A 17,793-nucleotide genomic window follows, 5' to 3' on the forward strand; every position below is an offset into this window, starting at 1 on the left:
CCACTCACCACTCACCACTCACCACTGCCCACTCATTACTCATTACTCATTACTCATTACTCATTCTCACCACTCACCACTCCCCACTACTCCTTACTCTTATTCCCTGACGAACCGGAAGATCCCCCAGTCAGGCGACGTTCAAACCAGACTCCGGCACTAATGAGTATTGAACCGCACATGACGAACACCATTGATTTAAACAATAAGTCGGTGTCGTACTCTAACATTCGGCTAATTACTAGTAGGGTTAATAACAGCATTCCGCCCCAAAAGGAACGTCTATTACTGATTTTTAATCCCTCCTGCACAAATCCCCAAGCGAGGATAACGAAGAGTACGCTAAAGGTGAAACTTCCTAGTTCACCAATGCGGTTAATGGCTTGATGCCAAAAAGGTACGACTACGATAAAACCGAGAAATGTGGCAATTAAGCCGGTTTTGAAGACGACTTCCCGGCGGGGTGGGTTATTGCTTTGACGGTAGATAAACAACCACTGCAATACAGCTAAACCACTGAGAATCCCCAAGTCAATGATTGGCAAAGACATGAGACTAGTGTTTCTGGATGGAAAGACGTTAAAAGTCCCTTGCCATTGCCCACGAAAAGAAAGGGCATAAAAGGCTAAACCAAAGGCTATTAAAGCTAAATTACGGGCTATGGGTTGAAACAACCTGTAGTTAATGTTGGGAAATAGCAGATCATCATAACTCCAGAATAGAGCAGGTGGCAGTGCTAAGGCAAAGGATGCAACCCAAGGTGCCATATTAGAAAAGTTCTGGAGTGGTAGAGGGTTGAGATTGAATTGTAGAGAACTAGCAAAAAATAAAGCTGCGAGGAAGAAAATCCATCGAGAACGACAGGCGTAAGCTAGAGGGACAAATAACAGCCAGGAGATTAAAGGCATATGTCGGACTGCTAACCGCGCCCAGTTCCAGTCAGGTGAGGAGAGGTTCAATAAATCATTGACTCCCAACCAATAACCAATCTGCATCAGGATAATGGCCATAATCCCTAAAGAATTCAGGGAAAGACTATAGGCCATAATCGAAACGCCAAATCCCCAGGCGAGGAATAATTGTGTAGCTGAACCACTGATATTAAAAATCTGCGCCGTCAGCAAGATGTTCACGCCCAAGATAAAAGCCGCTAAGATTAACAGGGCTTCTCCTAAATAACGGTTACTGCGTTGTGGTTTTTTTCCTTCTTTCTTGGCGACTTTAGGTTCTTGCCAAGTGTAAAAACCGATGATGCTAACCGAGAAAAACAAACTCATCATCATGATAAATCTGACTTCTCTAGCCCAGGCAAACCAGTTGGCAGCAATAAAAGTGGCTGTCCCCAAGACTAACAGGACACCACCGATCGCTACTGCAATCATCATAAAGCGATCGCGCGCAGCTGCTTCTATACTTTTAAATTGATGGCGATCGGCAATTTGTTGATATTGGGAAGCACTAATAATGCCTTCATCACGCCATATTTCTGCTTCCCGCCGCAGTCTCTTCTGGAAATTATCGAACATCTTGACCCTCTCTAGTGCGTTTCGGCAGCTTGGCAATCTTCTAGGATTTACGCAAAGAGATAGTCTTCAGTGGGGATTGGGTATTGGGCATTGGGCATTGGGCATTGGATATAAAAAGGCCAAAATATTTTTTACCTTTTGCCTTTTGCCTTTTGCCTTTTTACTTCCTTTCCCTAATTCCTAATATTCTAGAGTATGAAGCCAACTCACTAACAAGCATTGTTCTTCTGTAACAGTTTTACTAATGGAAAAACCATCAAATTTATTATTGAAACTTACACGCCGTTTGTTTGAAAACCTTGATAATCAAGAAAAATTTATTGAAGCGTTAATTGCTCCTCAATCTTTTAATCCCTGTATACTTTGGTGTCAGAAACAACCAGAAAACCCACCATTTTCAGTGACATCACCATTGAATTGGCAACCACAATTTATCAATCGTTTACAATTAGGAGAAAAACCAGGTCAACATCCTTTACATCATCAAGGATATTTTTACTGTTTAGACTTTTCTTCTGTATTCGCTGCTGCTGTCTTATTAGCAATCCCTCAGCCAGTTAGATTAGTGTTTGATATGTGCGCTGCACCAGGAGGGAAAAGTATATTTGCTTGGCAAGCTTTGCAACCAAATTTAATTATTTGTAATGAAGTAATTGGCAAAAGGTTAGGAATGTTGATATCTAACTTAAAGCGTTGCCAGATTAGTCCTAGTATAGTGATGAATCGAGATTCTAGGATATTTGCAGAAAGTATTACTGCAACTTGTGATTTGGTATTGGTTGATGCTCCTTGTACGGGACAATCTCTATTAGCTAAAGGTGAAAAAGCACCAGGATGTTTTCATCCTACGGCTATTAATAAAAGTGCTAATCGGCAAAAAAGAATCATTGCTAACTCTGCAAAACTAGTTGCACCGCAGGGTTATTTGGCTTATATGACTTGCACCTATTCGCTGGAGGAAAATGAGCAGGTTTGTGAGTGGTTTTTGTCTAAATTCCCACAGTTTCAACCAGTGAAAGTTAGCCATTTACAAGATTATCAATCACAGTTAACTAATATTCCCTGTTATCGCCTGTTTCCTCAAGATAGATTAGGTGCTGGTGCTTTTACTGTGCTATTTCAAAACACTGATGCAGGAGAACGTCAAGTGTTAAACATGGATGTATTGAATGATTTAGGGATTATTTTTCAAGAGGGTTCAGGTTTGTAAGGGTACAGGGGTAATCAAGGAAGTATTGAAATATTAGGAATCAATCCTTTAGACAGACTAAGAAGTTAGCATCACACTTCATTAGTCAGAGGAGATTTAATTGATTACTTTTCTAGCATAGCTATAGAAATTTTAAAGCTTTGTTTTGGTTATTGCTGAGAGTATCAATAGAAAAAATTGGGGTTAAAACTATGACAATGACAGGGCTAGATGTCTTTGACACAACTGTGCAGAATACGATTCCTTGGGTGAATGAATTATGCAATAAGTTGGGTTGGGAGAATAAACATAAAGTGTTTCAGGCATTAAGGGCGACCTTGCACGCTTTGCGCGATCGCCTGACAATAGAAGAAGCTTCCCATTTAGGCGCGCAGTTACCCATCCTACTAGGGGGATTTTACTACGAAAACTGGCGACCTGGAGCAGCACCGATCAAAGATAGAACTAAGGACGCATTTTTGCAACATATCCGCGATTACTTCCGCACTTCCGACCCTAATATTGATGCGGAGACGGTTGTGCGCGCTGTTTTTAAACTTTTGTCTGAGAGGGTAACTAGAGGCGAAATTACAGATGTAATTAATATGATGCCACCAACATTGCGAGAACTTTGGCCAGAAGAGGTGCGTGCTTAAAAGTTTTATATTAATTCGATGACCTCTCCTCAAACCCCTCTCTCTTGAAAAGTTCTGAGCGGAGGAAACCTCCGCTCAGACTTTTCGCTCCGAGACGGAGAGGGGCTTAAATATCTTGAAAACTCAACGAAAAATGAAGGTTTTAAAGCCTTTCTCCTAGCAGGGGAGAGGTACTCTACGAGAAGAGCTTCGCTCTATGGAGAGGGGTTTTGTTCATTCGTCGAATTTACGTTGTTTTAGCGATGTTTTTGATACTTTCCGATTAATTCTGCTGTCGCTAAAATATGACCTGACATAGCAGCTTCTACTTCTGCTTTGGTTGCACCATAATCTAACCCTAAAAACCTATTAAGGGCATAAAGTTTAAAAAAGTAACGATGAGTTCCTTGTGGGGGACATGGGGGAAAATAACCAAATTGATCAGCATCATTTTTCCCTTGAATACCATTACCATCTAATATGGGTGTGTGGGGAATTGCTTCTGGTAAATTGTGAGTGTAATGGGGCAAATCGTAGAGAACCCAATGAACAAAAGTTCTATTTGGCGCATCGGGATCATCAACAATTAAAGCAAAACTCTGGGTTTCTTGCGGTGCATCTTCCCATTTTAAGGAAGGAGAAATACCTGCACCTTCACATGAAAATTTGATGGGAATCATACTATTAGCGGAAAAGCTGTCACTTATTAGTTTCATATTTTCCTTTACCGATGATATTAAAAATATGATTGTTTGGCATCATGGTAATACTGAAAAATTTATTGATCCTCTTTCTCAAGAGGCAATTCATAACGTCGTGATCATACTGAAGCAATAGTATAAATACTTGATTAAAATATACTGAAAATGTGATTGGTACTTGTATGTCATACCTGCCTTTTCAGTGCCATAATTTAAAAGATCAAGTTGACTCTATCTTGCAACTTTTACAACAAGAATCAGCTTTGCGATCGCAAGATATTACATCTGTGCAAACTTCTCTAGGTAAAGCCATTTCTCCCAGGTTTGAAATTGTGTTTGCGGGTGCTTTCAGTGCAGGTAAATCAATGTTGATTAATGCACTTTTAGAGCGAGAGTTGCTATATAGTGCAGAAGGACACGCTACAGGTACAGAATGTAAAATTGAGTATGCCGAATTAGGTGAAGAACGGGTAGTTTTAACTTTTTTAAGTGAAGCAGAAATCAGAGAACAAGCAACTTCTCTATGTCAACAATTGGGATTTGCAACTGGGGCTAATATCAATCAAGCAGAAGTAGTAAGTTTATTGTATCAAGGGTGTGATGCAATTATTCAGCAAGAGGGTGGAGAGAGTAAATCAGAACGTGCTAAACAAGCCAAAGCCTTAATTTTATTATTGCAAGGATATGAGGCTAACAACAAACATATTCATCCAACTATTAATGCTACCTATTCAATGGAGCAATTTAATTTTACTAATTTAAAAGAGGCGGCGGGATATGCACGGCGTGGTAGTAATAGTGCAGTTTTAAAACAGATTGAATATTATTGCAACCATCCTTTATTGCAAGATGGAAACGTCATTATCGATACCCCTGGGATTGATGCACCAGTAGAAAAAGATGCACGGTTAACCTACGCTAAAATTCAACATCCTGATACATCGGCGGTGGTATGTGTGCTGAAACCCGCATCTGCTGGTGATATGACGAAGGAAGAAACGGAACTGTTAGAGAAAATGCGGCAAAATGGAGGAATACGCGATCGCGTTTTTTATGTCTTCAACCGCATCGATGAAACTTGGTACAATACCCAATTAAGGCAACGACTAGACGATTTAATTAATTCACAGTTTCGTGATACTAGTCGCGTTTATAAAACCAGTGGTTTACTAGGATTTTACGGCAGTCAAATTAAACAGACAACCCTTCAAGACAGATTTGGTTTGGATTCTATTTTTGTAGATAGCGTTAAAGGTGTACATGGTACAGAAGAAACACCGCAGTTCGTTTACGCATTTAATAATTACTGTGTCAGTTCTGGTAAACTGTCTTCTACTAATTTTCGGATTTCTCTTAACGGTTTTGAATCCCCCAATGCTAACTATGTAAGAATCTTATCAGAGCAAGGTACACCTTTAATTAATCAGTTAATTCAAGATAGTGGTATTGAAGAATTTCGCAGTGCAATTACTTGCTACCTCACCGAAGAAAAGCGTCCCCAGCTTTTTAAATCTCTCGCTAATGACTTGGAAGATATTTGTATTAAACTCAAAAAACACTATCAAGTGGCATATCGAGATTTAGATAGTCAACCCCGTGAAATTGAGACAATGAAACAACATGAATTGCAACGTCTCAATCAACAGTTGCAACAAGTGGGGAGAGATTTCAGTCAGCACATTATAGAAGAGGTAAATCTAGTAATTAATAACTCCTGTGATGGCTTTGAAACTGATTTTAAACAATTACAATCTCGGATGATCCGCCGTTTAGATGAGTTATTAGATACTTTTTCTGTAGCTGATGCTTATCGCCGTGCAACTCTGAGTCATCCACGCAATGCTACTGCACCATTACTAGCGATTTTAGTTGAAGCTTTCTATTATCTTGCTAATCAATTAGAAGATATTTTAGTCGAATCTTCCGAACAAGTAATTGCTAATCTTTTCCAAAGATTAATGGAGAAGGTTCGTAAATCAGAATACTATCGTCAATTGTATCGCTTGTTAGGTAATGATGCAGGCATTGAATCAAAGTTAAAAACACTAGAAAAAGCTGTATCGCAATCTTTAGTTGACGCAGCTAGTGTAGAATGCGATCGCTATGTCAGAGAAAGTCATCTATTTTACGATGAAGGCACATTTTCTATATATCAATTCCGCCAAACTTTGCTGCAAACTTCTCAAGGTTATGATTCTGAAAGTATAGTAGAGGCAGAACCAGCAATCAGACAACTATTAAAGTTGGACTTTGAACCCAAAGTTTCCCAAACTATCCGTAAAACTTTCCGTCAAACTATCAACCAAATCCTCAAAACCCAATTATTACCAATGACGGAAAGTCAAGCCGAAGAAATTTTACAGCAATATCCCCAAGCACGAGTTTATTTAGAACAGACATTAGCACAAGAAGCAGAGGAGAAAATAGCTAATAATCGGCGGTTACTCAATGCTGTTGAACAAAAAATTGAGGCTTATAATTTAGCGGTGACTAATATTAATAGTTGTTTGCAATCCATGCAACTATATAATCATCTCCTACCTACAATTAGCACGACACAATCAGAACTAGTAGAAGATATTTCTGCTAGTAATGGTGTGTTGATTTCAGATGGTTTATCGGGCAGTATGACACAGATTTAATCCGTCTTTTCAAAAAGTCCGCTTATGCGGACTTTATTTATATAACTGCAAATTCATTCCTGGTGAGACTAAAATATTAATCATTTAGCCAGATACATAACAATGGAAGATAATTTTAATTTGAGTAACTGTAGTGACAATGATGTTTTTTCGGTGAAAGATCAGGTATTTAAAGCTAGTCAAATTAGGCAAGCACTACAAAAAATATTTCTTGAGCAATTATCTAAGGAACTTTATATATTGTTAAATGATTGTGGTATATCAATAGATCCAGGTGGTTACATAGTTGGTAATAGATTCTATCGCTATGATTCTCAGTTCTTTGAGGAAGGAATAGAATGTGAAATACTGCAACCTGGAACTGCTGGTTGGCAAACAGGAAAAGTTAGAATTAATGTTAACATAGAATTTATCCCAGACACATCTAATACAACAGCATCAACATCACCATTAGATGATCTGCGGCGCAGGATGAATGAAGAATAATTATGAATAAGACACCATGCATTCATATACCACAATCAGTTAGACAATATGTGTTCCAACGGGATAAATATCAATGTCAAAGTTGCGGTAAAACAGGCTTAGAAACTGATTTAAATATCGACCATATTATCCCCTTAGCGCGCGGTGGTCAAAACGATATCAGCAACTTGCAGACTCTTTGCTGTACCTGTAATCAACGTAAGACAGATAAAATTGACCACCGCTTCCGACGCAAGTTTAAAATTTAGTTGTTTAATTAACAAACTCAATGCAAGAATTTACTAAACTTCATTAATTTTGCTCGTAGATTCTGGTGATTTCATGGAGAAGAAAATCATTTTTCTGGTGGTAGCAGCTATGTGTTGACGCTACGACATCCAGGAATTTGTGTATTCAGCAATATACAGCAGATAACAGGTAAATAAAATACCAATTTGCACAACAAAGCTAGATACCTAAAGACTGTAAACGCTGTTCCCTATTCCTTGTGACATTTGTGCTGCTGTAAGAATTAGCACCAGCCAGACATCTGTAATTTGCATGAAATTGAAACTGCATTTTCAAAATATGGCACACCGGGGTACTATATGCTGTTTTTAGTCAACTCAGCTGGTGTGCCTTCTGTGGCGAAAATCATCCAAGTAGGTGGTAATCCTTCCCCTGTACCGCCAGCTAACGCTTAATTATCCCACTTACTACATTGGACAAACAAATTCTTTAGGTTATATCCAACCAGTTAATAGTAGTAGTGATACCTTGACGAAGAATAATGCAACTTGGAATTTTGTCCCAGGATTGGCAAATGCAAATTGTGTTTCTTGTGAGTCGAAAACTAATTCTGGCTATTATTTAAGGCATCAAGGTTATCGTGTGCAATTAAATCAAAACGACAACACAGATTTATTCAAAGCTGATGCCACATTCTGTCCCAAACTTGGACTTGCAGATACAACTGCGCTGTCATTTGCCTCATTTAACGATCCCACTCACTATCTGCGTAATCGCAATTATGAGTTGCGGATTGAACCCCAAGCTGGGGATATTGGGTACAAAAACGACGCATCATTTCAAATAGCTGCGCCTTGGATACAATAATCCCATCGACTTTTATTAGTTACTTATTCAATGTCTGTTGGGTATAATCCGACAGATTTTTTATTTCTTCTTTGAGATTTTCCACAAAAAAATAGCATATTTTCCTGGAAAGCCAAATCTTAAAAATTAAGCTAGCATGGATTTTGAATTAACTGTCAGTTTTAGAAGTTATGCCTCAAAAACATCACAGCAATTCCCGAAGAACCATTAAATTCAGACCTAAATTTAGCCAAATTCTTGTAGTGATAGTTACTTTAATAGTTGCTTTTCCTTGGTTATACGAAATTAAAACCAAGGCGGGAATTAACATATCCAAAAGTCGCCATGCTGGGACATTCTTTGAAAAACATACAGGTGGACTTTTTCGCTGTGAATGGCTGTATCCGTATAAATGCGATCGCCCTACCCCAAATTAGTTCATAATCTGATAGTTAGTTGTAAGGACTCTAGTCCTTACTTCTGAAAAGAGGTAGAAATCAGGGGTTTATTTCCATCTTCCGTATTACCACTAAAGCCATAGCGTTGTTCGGGAACTGGATAACCAGCTTCGCCAAAAGTTTCTTTGATAGCTTTATTAGTGTCAAAATAAACCTGCCAATAATCTTGATTATGACAGTAGGGACGCACCGCTAAGACTGTACCTGCTAGATTAAAATCTAAAATTTCTACATCGGGTGCAGGATTATTTAAAACATGAGGAATTTGGCTGATTCTCTGTTTTAATAGCCTGATTGCTTCATTATGGTCAACACTGTGATGTATTTGTGCTTTCAGATCAACACGCCGATAAGGATTAGCTGAAAAATTCTCAATGTTATCTGAAAATATTTTATTATTGGCGACAATTGTCATTACATTGTCAAGTGTATTAATAGTAGTTGTGAATAGTCCTATTTCTGCTACTGTTCCAGTTACACCTGCGGCTGATATCAAATCACCAGCCTTAAATGGACGAAAAATCATTAAAAAAGCACCAGCCGCAAAGTTTGCTAATAAGCCACTCCAAGCCGCACCAATGGCGATACCTAATGCTGCTAACAATGCCGCAAAAGAAGTAGTTTCAACACCGAAAAAGCCAAGAATCGCCACAATTAGAATAATTCTCAGCGTCACTGCAACGATATTGAGTAGATAATTCACCAGCGTCGGTTCAATATGCTGGGTACGAAAAGCGCGACGGAGTAATTTTAAGCCAAAATCAATTAAATTTTGACCGATAAACCAAATTGCGATCGCGCCTATTAATTTCAATCCAAATTGTGTTAGTAATCCCAGTACAACAGGAATAATTTGATTGAAATTCATAAGTTTTTCTCTATTTTCAAAAAAAATAAAAAGTACCACAAAAATTATTAATCTTCTTTGGATTGTGGCTACTTTTCATAATGGTGTGAATAAGCATATCAACTCACCTCTTCCTGAAGAGAGATTGTGTAGTTTCTGTCTTTTGAAAGATATTTAATCATCAGAATTACTTCAGTAATAACAAGTAATATAATAAAAAAGTAGGTAAAATTTGGACTTTACCTACCTTGTACTTAATTGTTCTATTTTTAAGTGAAGAATCTGCACATGAAAGCGTAATTTTTACTGTGTAACAAAATCACTTAAAGACGAAGCTGGAACAGCATTTGCTCCATTTCCTGAATGACTATTGACAACATAACGTTGTTCGGGAACTGGATAACCAGCTTCACCAAAGCTTTCCCGAATAGTTTTATTGGTGTCAAAATAAACTTGCCAGTAGTGGTCATTATTGCAATAAGGACGCACTGCTAATACTGTCCCGGCTAAATTAAAGTCGAGAATTTCTACATCCGGTGCAGGATTATCCAGTACGTTGGGAATTTGGCTAATTTTAGATTTTAATAGTGCGATCGCTTCATTATGATCGACTGTGTGGTGTATTTGAGCTATCAAATCAACCCGACGGTAAGGATTAGCAGAAAAATTCTGGATATTGTCAGCAAAGATTTTGTTGTTAGCAACTATTGTTAAGACGTTGTCAGGTGTATTGATGCTAGTGGTAAATAGTCCAATTTCCGTCACAGTCCCAGTTACACCACCGGCGGTAATAAAATCACCAACATTAAACGGACGGAACACAATCAAAAACGCACCAGCCGCAAAATTTGCCAACAGTCCACCCCAAGCCGCACCAATGGCTACACCAGCCGCCGCAAGTAAAGCCGCAAAAGAAGTGGTTTCAATGCCAAAAAAGCCGAGAATCGCCACAACTAGGATGATTCTCAAAGTTACACCGATGATATTGAGCAAATAACTAATCAGCGTCGGCTCAATATTTTGACTGCGGAAAGCGCGACGCAGTAGCTTGACAGCAAAATCAATCAGTTTTTGGGCGATTAACCAAAGTGCGATCGCACCCAACACTTTTAAACCAAACTGTGTTAACAGTTGCAGCGCAATCTGTCCAATCTGCTGAAAGTTCATAAGTTATTCTTATTTTAGCTATTTATTAAAGAACATACTAGTAAAATCACTTAAAAATGCCTAAAAATACTTTTTTTTAATCTTTGATTACCATACATTAGCTAGTTATTAAGCGTATAGTCTGGGATTGAGCGAAATACATACCCTCCTAAATTACGAATTACGAATTACTAATTACGCATTACAAATTCGGTATGATATTTGATCTGCAAGTATTTACCGAATGAAAACTAACTATGACTCAGAACTACCGTATTACCCTACTTCCTGGCGATGGTATTGGCCCCGAAATTATGGCTGTGGCGGTAGATGTGCTGACAGTCATAGGAAAGCAATTTGATATTCACTTCGACTTTCAAGAAGCGTTACTTGGCGGTGCAGCTATTGACGCAACAGGTGAACCCCTCCCAGCTGCTACCCTCGAAGCTTGTCGCAACAGTGACGCTGTCTTACTGGCTGCTATCGGTGGTTACAAGTGGGACAGCCTCCCAGCTAACCAACGTCCAGAAGCAGGTTTATTAGGACTCCGCGCAGGCTTAGAACTATTTGCCAATTTGCGTCCAGCCCAAATTTTACCCCAACTCATCGATGCTTCCACCTTAAAGCGGGAAGTAGTAGAAGGTGTAGATATTATGGTTGTACGTGAACTTACTGGCGGGATTTACTTCGGCAAACCCAGAGGCATTTTTCCCACCGAAACTGGTGAAAAACGCGGTTTGAATACTATGGTGTATACCGAATCAGAAATTGAGCGGATTGGTAGAGTAGCATTTGAAACAGCACGCAAACGTCGGGGTAAACTTTGTTCAGTCGATAAAGCCAACGTATTAGAAGTATCGCAGTTGTGGCGCGATCGCATGACCAAGTTAGCCCAAGAATACCCAGATGTGGAACTCACCCATCTATATGTAGATAATGCTGCCATGCAATTAGTCCGCGCCCCCAAGCAATTTGACACCATTGTTACAGGCAACTTATTTGGCGATATCCTCTCCGATGCCGCCGCCATGCTCACAGGTAGTATAGGTATGCTACCTTCTGCCAGTTTAGGTGCATCGGGGCCAGGATTATTTGAACCCGTTCATGGTTCTGCACCAGATATTGCAGGACAAGATAAAGCCAACCCCCTCGCCCAAGTTTTAAGCGCAGCCATGATGTTACGCTACGGCTTAAATCAACCCCAAGCCGCCGACAGAATCGAAAAAGCCGTATTGCAAGTTTTAGAACAAGGCGATCGCACAGGCGATATCATGTCACCAGGAATGAATCTTTTAGGTTGTCGCGCAATGGGCGATTCATTGATTAAGGCTGTGAGTCAATAGTCAATAGTCAATAGTCATTAGTCATTAGTCATTAGTCATTAGTCATTAACTATTAGAACTTTCTCTCCCTTGTCTCCCTTGTCTCTCCTGTCTCCCATGCCCCATGCCCTATGCCTGATTGCCCATTTTCCGAAAAATTTCCTAGCACAATCGGCCAAATTGGCAACCGTTATCAAAAGTTTCAGCTAAACTAGAAGCAAATCTAGCAACTACGCAGCAATATAGTGTACGCTTTACGACAAGAACAGGGAAAAGCTCAATTTACTGCCCCCAGAAATCAGTCTCCTTTGATTGATCCTGCCGTAATCAGAGCTGCGGGGCGAATTTACTATACTCATTGTGAAGTACATCCTGAAATCGCCGGTCAACCTTCAGGAGTAGCCATCAATCGGGTGACTCACCGTGGTAAGGTGATTTTTACTAATCAGCCAGTTCTCTTACCTCAAGAATGTTTTGTACCCTTGAGTCAAATTGAATCACATATGTATTAGTAATTACTGTTAATTATGTAATTATACTATCGCCTACGATCCCTTTCGAGGCGAGAAATCGCATCACGATAAAGCTCTAGTTCCGATTTATGAGGGCTGCGTTTACGTTCTGCTTCAATATTTCGCTTGCAGGAACTCTCATCACTATAAAGAAGATGTCACAATTGTCTCTTCAGCACATCTAATTCAGTAGGAGGTAGTATTTCCTTAGACTGGCGCAGTTGTATCACGTATTGATGAGCAAATTGATATTCTGCATCTGTGAGATAACCTAAACGATGCCCTGGACGGTAATCATTCTGTGCTGGTTGGCGTTTGTATCCAGCAAGAAACATTTCTCCAATGTCCAGCAGGTTAAAAACAGGATGAAAACCTCTAAGCACATATATTTCAGTATTTACCTTCTTGTGCGTTTTTTGGCTGAGAGTTTTGCCATAGTTCCTCTAAAGACGATTAAGACAGGAATCAGAGTAATAATCAGACCAGGGATAATCCCCCAGGACATTGAAGATATACCCGCAAATATAATTAGTAAAAATAATCCACCGAATAAGAACCAACCCGTAATTAGCACCCACCAAGGCATGGTGCCAGAAGACATGGTTCTCATAGCTCTACCTCTGACGTAAATCTCACCCATTGGGTCATACGCAGAGGGAATTCTCTCGTAATATCCTGGTTCTCGTTGGGCTGGGATTTCAACTCTAATGTTATCAGAGTTGAAATTACTGTCTTCGCCAAAAAAATCTTCGGGTTTGTTATTATCACTCATAATTTTTAGCTAGTATTTTTAGTTACACTCTCTAAGCATGGTATCTATTCAACAATCATCAATCCGCACTTCACAAGAGATGTTTGAGAGGAGAATTTTGCTTGACTAGAATACACAAAGGCTAATCGTGAGATTTCGGATTTTCCTCACGTATTCTTCATAAAATTTAATCAAGAACTTACCTAAGCCCACTTAAATACAGGAGTTTGGGAGTGTAAAGGTGTGGAGGTGTAGGGGAAAAAAAATGCTTCTTCTATATTTTGCTGGTGTGCCACCGCAATAGTTAAAGGCTCATATTTGATTTCTGCGAAACTAAGTCAACTTTTCTTCTCCATTCCCCATTCCCATAACTATTGAACTCTCGACAAAAGGCGAAATATCAACGACAACTGACTCAGAACTTGTGACAAATAAATATATGGATATTTTGATGGTAGCCCCAGCGATCATCATTGTTTTCGTCTTGGGTGCATCTATCGGTAGCTTTATCAATGTTGTCGTTTATCGATTACCTGCGGGATTATCAATTCTCTGGCCGCCTTCCCGTTGTCCCCACTGCTTAAACCAGCTCAAAGCCTATGATAATGTGCCTGTATTTGGGTGGCTGTGGTTAAAAGGGCGATGTCGTTATTGTAAAAGCCCGATTTCTGTGCGTTATCCAGTGGTAGAGGCGGTGACAGGGATTATTTTTCTCCTCATTTTCTTGATATTCAACGTCTCAATTTTGACACTAGGATATTGGGCTTTTTGTAGTTGGTTATTAGCCTTGTCCCTGATTGATTTAGACACCATGACTTTACCCAATCCCTTAACTAAATCAGGGTTGGTGTTAGGAATTATCTTTCAGGTAGTGGTGGGATATATAAACGAAGCCAGCATTGCTAGCGTAGTTAAACATTTAATGATGGGGATAGTGGGAGCTGTATTAGGATTATGGTTATTTGATGCGATCGCACTTCTCGGTATTTTCCTGCAAAAAGAAGCAATGGGTGCAGGAGATGCCAAACTAGCAGCCATGATGGGAGCGTGGCTAGGTTGGAAACATTTACTATTAGCTGGATTTATCGCTTGCAGTCTAGGCGCGATCGTAGGAATCAGCGCAATTATCCTATCAAAACGCAAATGGGGGCAAAAAATCCCCTTCGGCCCCTTCCTAGCATCCGGCGCATTCTTCACCCTCTTCGGCGGCGAAGCAGTTTTATCAGCCTACTTGAGATTGTTTAGTCATTAGTCATTAGTCATTAGTCATTAGTCATTAGTCATTAGTCATTAGTCATTAGTCATTAGTCATTAGTTTTTCTCCCCTGCACCCTGCACCCTGCCCCCTGCCCCCTGCCCCCTGCCCCATTCCCAATCCCCAGTCCCCATTCCCAATACCAACTAAATTTTCCCCGACTGTAGCGTTCATTACCCCATTTACGCTTGACATTTTGGTAATATCAGCTTGTGACTAGTATCACCCTCTAATTGAAGAGTACCTGTTGGTAAATGCTGAATGCTCATCAACTGGCGATACAAATTGCAATCTTGGGGGCAATACTTCAAGCTGGGGTTGAGGAAAGGCATCCTGTTGGGGGGTTGGTATGATAACGTCTTTAATTTTGCCAATACATTTACAACATTCACAGAACCAAATACTTGTATTGGCATCAGTATTTTCGTTAAGCTGGCAACCAAAGATGCAAATTTAGGTCTGATTGCTTATAAGCGTAATTTGGCGATGTAGTCAACAGTTACAGGTTAATCATCACTAGTCAATAAAATTACTCAAGACTAATGATAATTGAATTATCCTGACTGCTTGACTTATTTTCGACCTCGTACCCACTTGAATAAGATAAAAATGGCAAACAACGAAGAATCACGCGGTTTAAAGTCTCTATTTGATTGGTTTGCGAACCGCCGTAAATCGGGAGCTACCAACCTCGAACGCCAAGAGCGCGAAATTGCCGATGGACTGTGGCATAAATGTCCTAAGTGTGGTGTGCTGACCTATACGAAAGACCTTTTAGCCAATCAAATGGTGTGCGTAGAATGCGGACATCACAATCGAGTAGACAGTGATGAACGCATCCGGCAAATAATAGACCAAAATACTTGGAGAGCGATAGATGAAAATCTGCGTTCTACAGATCCTCTGCAATTCCGCGATCGCAAACCCTATAGCGATCGCTTGCGGGAAATGGAGGACAAGCTAGGGCTTTTAGATGCAGTTAAAACAGGTTTGGGGCAAATCAACGGTTTACCCGTAGGGCTTGCCGTGATGGATTTCCGCTTCATGGGCGGTAGTATGGGTTCTGTCGTGGGTGAAAAAATTACCCGCCTCATTGAACAAGCTACCCAACGACGTTACCCAGTAGTCATTGTTTGCACCTCTGGGGGAGCGAGAATGCAAGAAGGTATGCTCTCTCTAATGCAAATGGCGAAAATTTCCGCCGCCCTAGAACGTCACCGCGACGCTAAATTACTCTACATCCCCATTTTAACCAACCCCACCACAGGCGGCGTAACTGCTAGTTTTGCTATGTTGGGCGACATTATCATTGCTGAACCTAAAGCCACCATTGGTTTCGCTGGTCGCCGTGTAATTGAGCAAACCCTCAGAGAAAAGCTACCAGACGATTTCCAAACAGCCGAAGACCTACTCAAACATGGCTTCGTTGATGAAATCGTACCCCGTACCCAATTAAAGAACACCCTAGCCAAACTCATCGCACTACACCAACCTGTCCCTACCGCCCCCCCTATGGTACGGTGGGAAGCGATGAGCTTTAGCACCACCGCAGCTGAATGAAAGGATGAGGGCAGGGGGCAGGGGGCAGGGGAGTAGAGGAAGTTTTACACCAATTCCCAATTCCCCATGCCCTATGCCCAATCACTCTTTAACAAACACTAACGGAATTAAAGCCACTAGGCGCAACACACCAGAAAGGGCAAAAACCGCCAATAAACCTCCATGCTGAGTGAATTGGGCGATTAAGCTACCGATAGTTGTGCCTAACGCGCCACTAAAACCAGCCACCGCCGAAGCGATCGCAAAATATAGTGACTGGTTTTTGAGTGGGGCAATACCTAATTGCATATTGTTGTTACATAAGTCAATAGCTGCCCAAGTTCCGCCCGTTAAAATATGTAACAGTGGCAACCACAACCAAACGTCTAGATGATTCCCGCTAATTCCCAACCACAGTAACGGTGTCACCGCCACCAGAAGTCCAATAAAAATCAAAATCGGACGATTCCCAACTTTATCTGCTAACTTACCCCAAAACATCATCATCAGTAAATTAGCTCCCGCCTGCAAACTACCGTAAAGCGTCACCCAACTCACATCTAGTTGCAGCGTATCTAGCATATATAAATTAAAAAACGGCGCACTGAGATTTACAGCCAGCATCCATAAGCCAAAATAAACTAAAAATTTTAAAAAATTAGCATTCTGCCAAAAATTAACGCCAGAATCAACCGCTAAAGATTTATTTGCTTCCTTAAATAAGATTACAGATGTAATTTCTTCCCCTCCGCACCCTGCACTCTTTCCCCCGCCTTCCTGTGGAGATTCACTGATTGTATTTTGTAATTGCGGATTTATGTCTATCTTGAAATACTGACATCCCAAGCTGAGAATCCCAAAAATGATACTCACCAACAGCACTACGCCATAACCTTGGAGAGTACCGCCATACCAATGGGAAATCAGTAAACCCGCTAAAGGTACACAAATTAAGTTAGTGAGACTGACTGCACTATTACGTATACCAAAATACCTGCCCCGTAATCTTCGGGGAACAATGATAGCCAGCCAACTCAACCAAGACGCGCTTCCCAGCCCTCCTAATAGGTGACTACCTAAGACAATTAATAAAGTTAAGACTTCTAATTGCAGGGAGTTTACCCATCCCCAACTAAAACCGATAACCCCAAGTAATAAAATTAGCCATAGTAGCCGAGCAATACCAAATGTTTTTAAAGCATATTGGAATCTGCTGGTGCTACGTTCGGATAAATAAGCTCCTAAAGGCTGAATCAGGTTCACCAGCATGGGAATTGATGTGATCATCCCAAATACTACCGGACTGGCATCTAACTCTACCAAGAAATTACTCAGTAAAATTCCGCCAGTAGCTAGGGAGAAAATAGCCGCAAAAATCGCATCCACCGTTGAGGCTTTTAAACTGGTGCGAATCGCATTCTTATCAGATTGGCGGCTAGGAACAAGGTGAGTTTGGGGTTGAGGAATCTGGGGAAGTTCCAGAATCACGGGTGACACTGTTTCAAGCTGAATCGAATCCATAGATATTATTTATGGGAAAGCACCCTGACATAAGTGAATCTATTGAGTTATTCAGTGTACACTCAAACACTTTGGGGATAATTCTTCGATATTTTACCTTGCATTTCTCAACAAAACTTCAGACGAGTTAAATATCAGTCCGCAGTTACAGACGATATAAGTAAGGAGGAATAGACTTTAATTTAATCG

At 40.4% G+C, this 17,793-nt stretch carries 20 protein-coding genes; 13 read left to right on the forward strand and 7 right to left on the reverse strand.

Translation table 11 applies throughout. From position 1 onward, the window contains the following. Window positions 1–86 precede the first annotated feature (86 nt). A complete protein-coding gene (locus CLI64_RS22775) occupies window positions 87–1,526 on the reverse strand; it encodes a DUF2157 domain-containing protein (RefSeq protein WP_103139357.1) in 1,440 nt (479 codons plus the stop codon). A 244-nt stretch (window positions 1,527–1,770) separates the two neighbouring features. On the opposite strand from CLI64_RS22775, the gene CLI64_RS22780 reads away from it, so the two are divergent. Together CLI64_RS22780 and CLI64_RS22785 are read left to right on the forward strand one after the other, a co-directional pair. Next, window positions 1,771–2,736: an RsmB/NOP family class I SAM-dependent RNA methyltransferase gene (locus tag CLI64_RS22780; protein WP_103139358.1), complete on the forward strand. Its 966-nt coding sequence runs from the start codon at window positions 1,771–1,773 to the stop codon at window positions 2,734–2,736. Between the two features lie 191 nt (window positions 2,737–2,927). Further along, window positions 2,928–3,371, forward strand: coding sequence for a DUF2267 domain-containing protein (locus CLI64_RS22785; protein ID WP_103139359.1), 444 nt, complete (start codon window positions 2,928–2,930; stop codon window positions 3,369–3,371). Window positions 3,372–3,607: 236 nt separating this feature from the next. Here CLI64_RS22785 and CLI64_RS22790 read toward each other — a convergent pair whose 3' ends face one another. Beyond that, entirely contained in the window at window positions 3,608–4,066 is a 459-nt protein-coding gene (locus CLI64_RS22790) for a YbhB/YbcL family Raf kinase inhibitor-like protein (protein WP_103139360.1), read from the reverse strand. Window positions 4,067–4,233: 167 nt separating this feature from the next. Here CLI64_RS22790 and CLI64_RS22795 point away from each other — a divergent pair, with 167 nt between their 5' ends. The 6 genes from CLI64_RS22795 (at window position 4,234) to CLI64_RS22815 (ending at window position 8,690) form a co-directional block, all read left to right on the forward strand. After that, window positions 4,234–6,693: a dynamin-like GTPase family protein gene (locus CLI64_RS22795; RefSeq protein WP_103140837.1), complete on the forward strand. Its 2,460-nt coding sequence runs from the start codon at window positions 4,234–4,236 to the stop codon at window positions 6,691–6,693. Window positions 6,694–6,795: 102 nt separating this feature from the next. Further along, window positions 6,796–7,179: a KGK domain-containing protein gene (locus CLI64_RS22800; protein WP_103139361.1), complete on the forward strand. Its 384-nt coding sequence runs from the start codon at window positions 6,796–6,798 to the stop codon at window positions 7,177–7,179. A 2-nt stretch (window positions 7,180–7,181) separates the two neighbouring features. Then, window positions 7,182–7,427, forward strand: a complete 246-nt coding sequence (locus CLI64_RS22805; protein WP_103139362.1) for an HNH endonuclease — start codon at window positions 7,182–7,184, stop codon at window positions 7,425–7,427. Between the two features lie 339 nt (window positions 7,428–7,766). Next, on the forward strand, window positions 7,767–7,862 hold the full coding sequence (locus tag CLI64_RS30935) for a hypothetical protein (RefSeq protein WP_157943311.1): 96 nt from the start codon (window positions 7,767–7,769) through the stop codon (window positions 7,860–7,862). Then, window positions 7,825–8,274 carry an AbfB domain-containing protein gene (locus CLI64_RS22810; RefSeq protein ID WP_103139363.1) on the forward strand — a complete coding sequence of 150 codons (450 nt, stop codon included), beginning with the start codon at window positions 7,825–7,827 and terminating at the stop codon, window positions 8,272–8,274. Before CLI64_RS30935 ends, CLI64_RS22810 begins: the two co-directional genes overlap by 38 nt. Window positions 8,275–8,444: 170 nt before the next feature. After that, window positions 8,445–8,690 carry a hypothetical protein gene (locus tag CLI64_RS22815; RefSeq protein ID WP_103139364.1) on the forward strand — a complete coding sequence of 82 codons (246 nt, stop codon included), beginning with the start codon at window positions 8,445–8,447 and terminating at the stop codon, window positions 8,688–8,690. Between the two features lie 37 nt (window positions 8,691–8,727). Here CLI64_RS22815 and CLI64_RS22820 read toward each other — a convergent pair whose 3' ends face one another. Beyond that, on the reverse strand, window positions 8,728–9,579 hold the full coding sequence (locus CLI64_RS22820) for a mechanosensitive ion channel family protein (protein WP_103139365.1): 852 nt from the start codon (window positions 9,577–9,579) through the stop codon (window positions 8,728–8,730). Between the two features lie 282 nt (window positions 9,580–9,861). Further along, the gene (locus tag CLI64_RS22825) at window positions 9,862–10,725 is read right to left on the reverse strand and encodes a mechanosensitive ion channel family protein (RefSeq protein WP_103139366.1); all 864 of its coding nucleotides are present in this window, start codon (window positions 10,723–10,725) and stop codon (window positions 9,862–9,864) included. 236 nt (window positions 10,726–10,961) lie between these two features. On the opposite strand from CLI64_RS22825, the gene leuB reads away from it, so the two are divergent. Both leuB and CLI64_RS22835 read left to right on the forward strand, forming a co-directional pair. Continuing rightward, window positions 10,962–12,047 carry a 3-isopropylmalate dehydrogenase gene (gene leuB / locus CLI64_RS22830; RefSeq protein WP_103139367.1) on the forward strand — a complete coding sequence of 362 codons (1,086 nt, stop codon included), beginning with the start codon at window positions 10,962–10,964 and terminating at the stop codon, window positions 12,045–12,047. Between the two features lie 224 nt (window positions 12,048–12,271). After that, window positions 12,272–12,538 carry a hypothetical protein gene (locus CLI64_RS22835; protein WP_103139368.1) on the forward strand — a complete coding sequence of 89 codons (267 nt, stop codon included), beginning with the start codon at window positions 12,272–12,274 and terminating at the stop codon, window positions 12,536–12,538. Window positions 12,539–12,696: 158 nt separating this feature from the next. Here CLI64_RS22835 and CLI64_RS22840 read toward each other — a convergent pair whose 3' ends face one another. Then, window positions 12,697–12,873 carry a hypothetical protein gene (locus tag CLI64_RS22840; protein ID WP_157943312.1) on the reverse strand — a complete coding sequence of 59 codons (177 nt, stop codon included), beginning with the start codon at window positions 12,871–12,873 and terminating at the stop codon, window positions 12,697–12,699. A gap of 62 nt (window positions 12,874–12,935) precedes the next feature. After that, window positions 12,936–13,310, reverse strand: coding sequence for a hypothetical protein (locus CLI64_RS22845; RefSeq protein ID WP_103139370.1), 375 nt, complete (start codon window positions 13,308–13,310; stop codon window positions 12,936–12,938). Window positions 13,311–13,728: 418 nt separating this feature from the next. On the opposite strand from CLI64_RS22845, the gene CLI64_RS22850 reads away from it, so the two are divergent. The 3 genes from CLI64_RS22850 to accD all read left to right on the forward strand — a co-directional run bounded on the left by CLI64_RS22850 (window position 13,729) and on the right by accD (window position 16,104). Next, complete coding sequence (locus tag CLI64_RS22850; protein ID WP_103139371.1) at window positions 13,729–14,541, forward strand: A24 family peptidase; 813 nt, start codon at window positions 13,729–13,731, stop codon at window positions 14,539–14,541. A 264-nt stretch (window positions 14,542–14,805) separates the two neighbouring features. After that, window positions 14,806–15,036 (forward strand): hypothetical protein, encoded by a 231-nt coding sequence (locus CLI64_RS22855; RefSeq protein WP_103139372.1) that lies wholly within the window; start codon window positions 14,806–14,808, stop codon window positions 15,034–15,036. A 117-nt stretch (window positions 15,037–15,153) separates the two neighbouring features. Continuing rightward, a complete protein-coding gene (gene accD, locus CLI64_RS22860; RefSeq protein WP_103139373.1) occupies window positions 15,154–16,104 on the forward strand; it encodes an acetyl-CoA carboxylase, carboxyltransferase subunit beta in 951 nt (316 codons plus the stop codon). 81 nt (window positions 16,105–16,185) lie between these two features. Here the strand turns inward: accD and CLI64_RS22865 are convergent, their stop codons facing one another. Next, complete coding sequence (locus CLI64_RS22865) at window positions 16,186–17,604, reverse strand: MFS transporter (RefSeq protein ID WP_103139374.1); 1,419 nt, start codon at window positions 17,602–17,604, stop codon at window positions 16,186–16,188. Window positions 17,605–17,793: the final 189 nt, after the last annotated feature.

This window comes from Nostoc sp. CENA543, assembly GCF_002896875.1.
Classification (GTDB): Bacteria; Cyanobacteriota; Cyanobacteriia; order Cyanobacteriales; family Nostocaceae; genus Trichormus.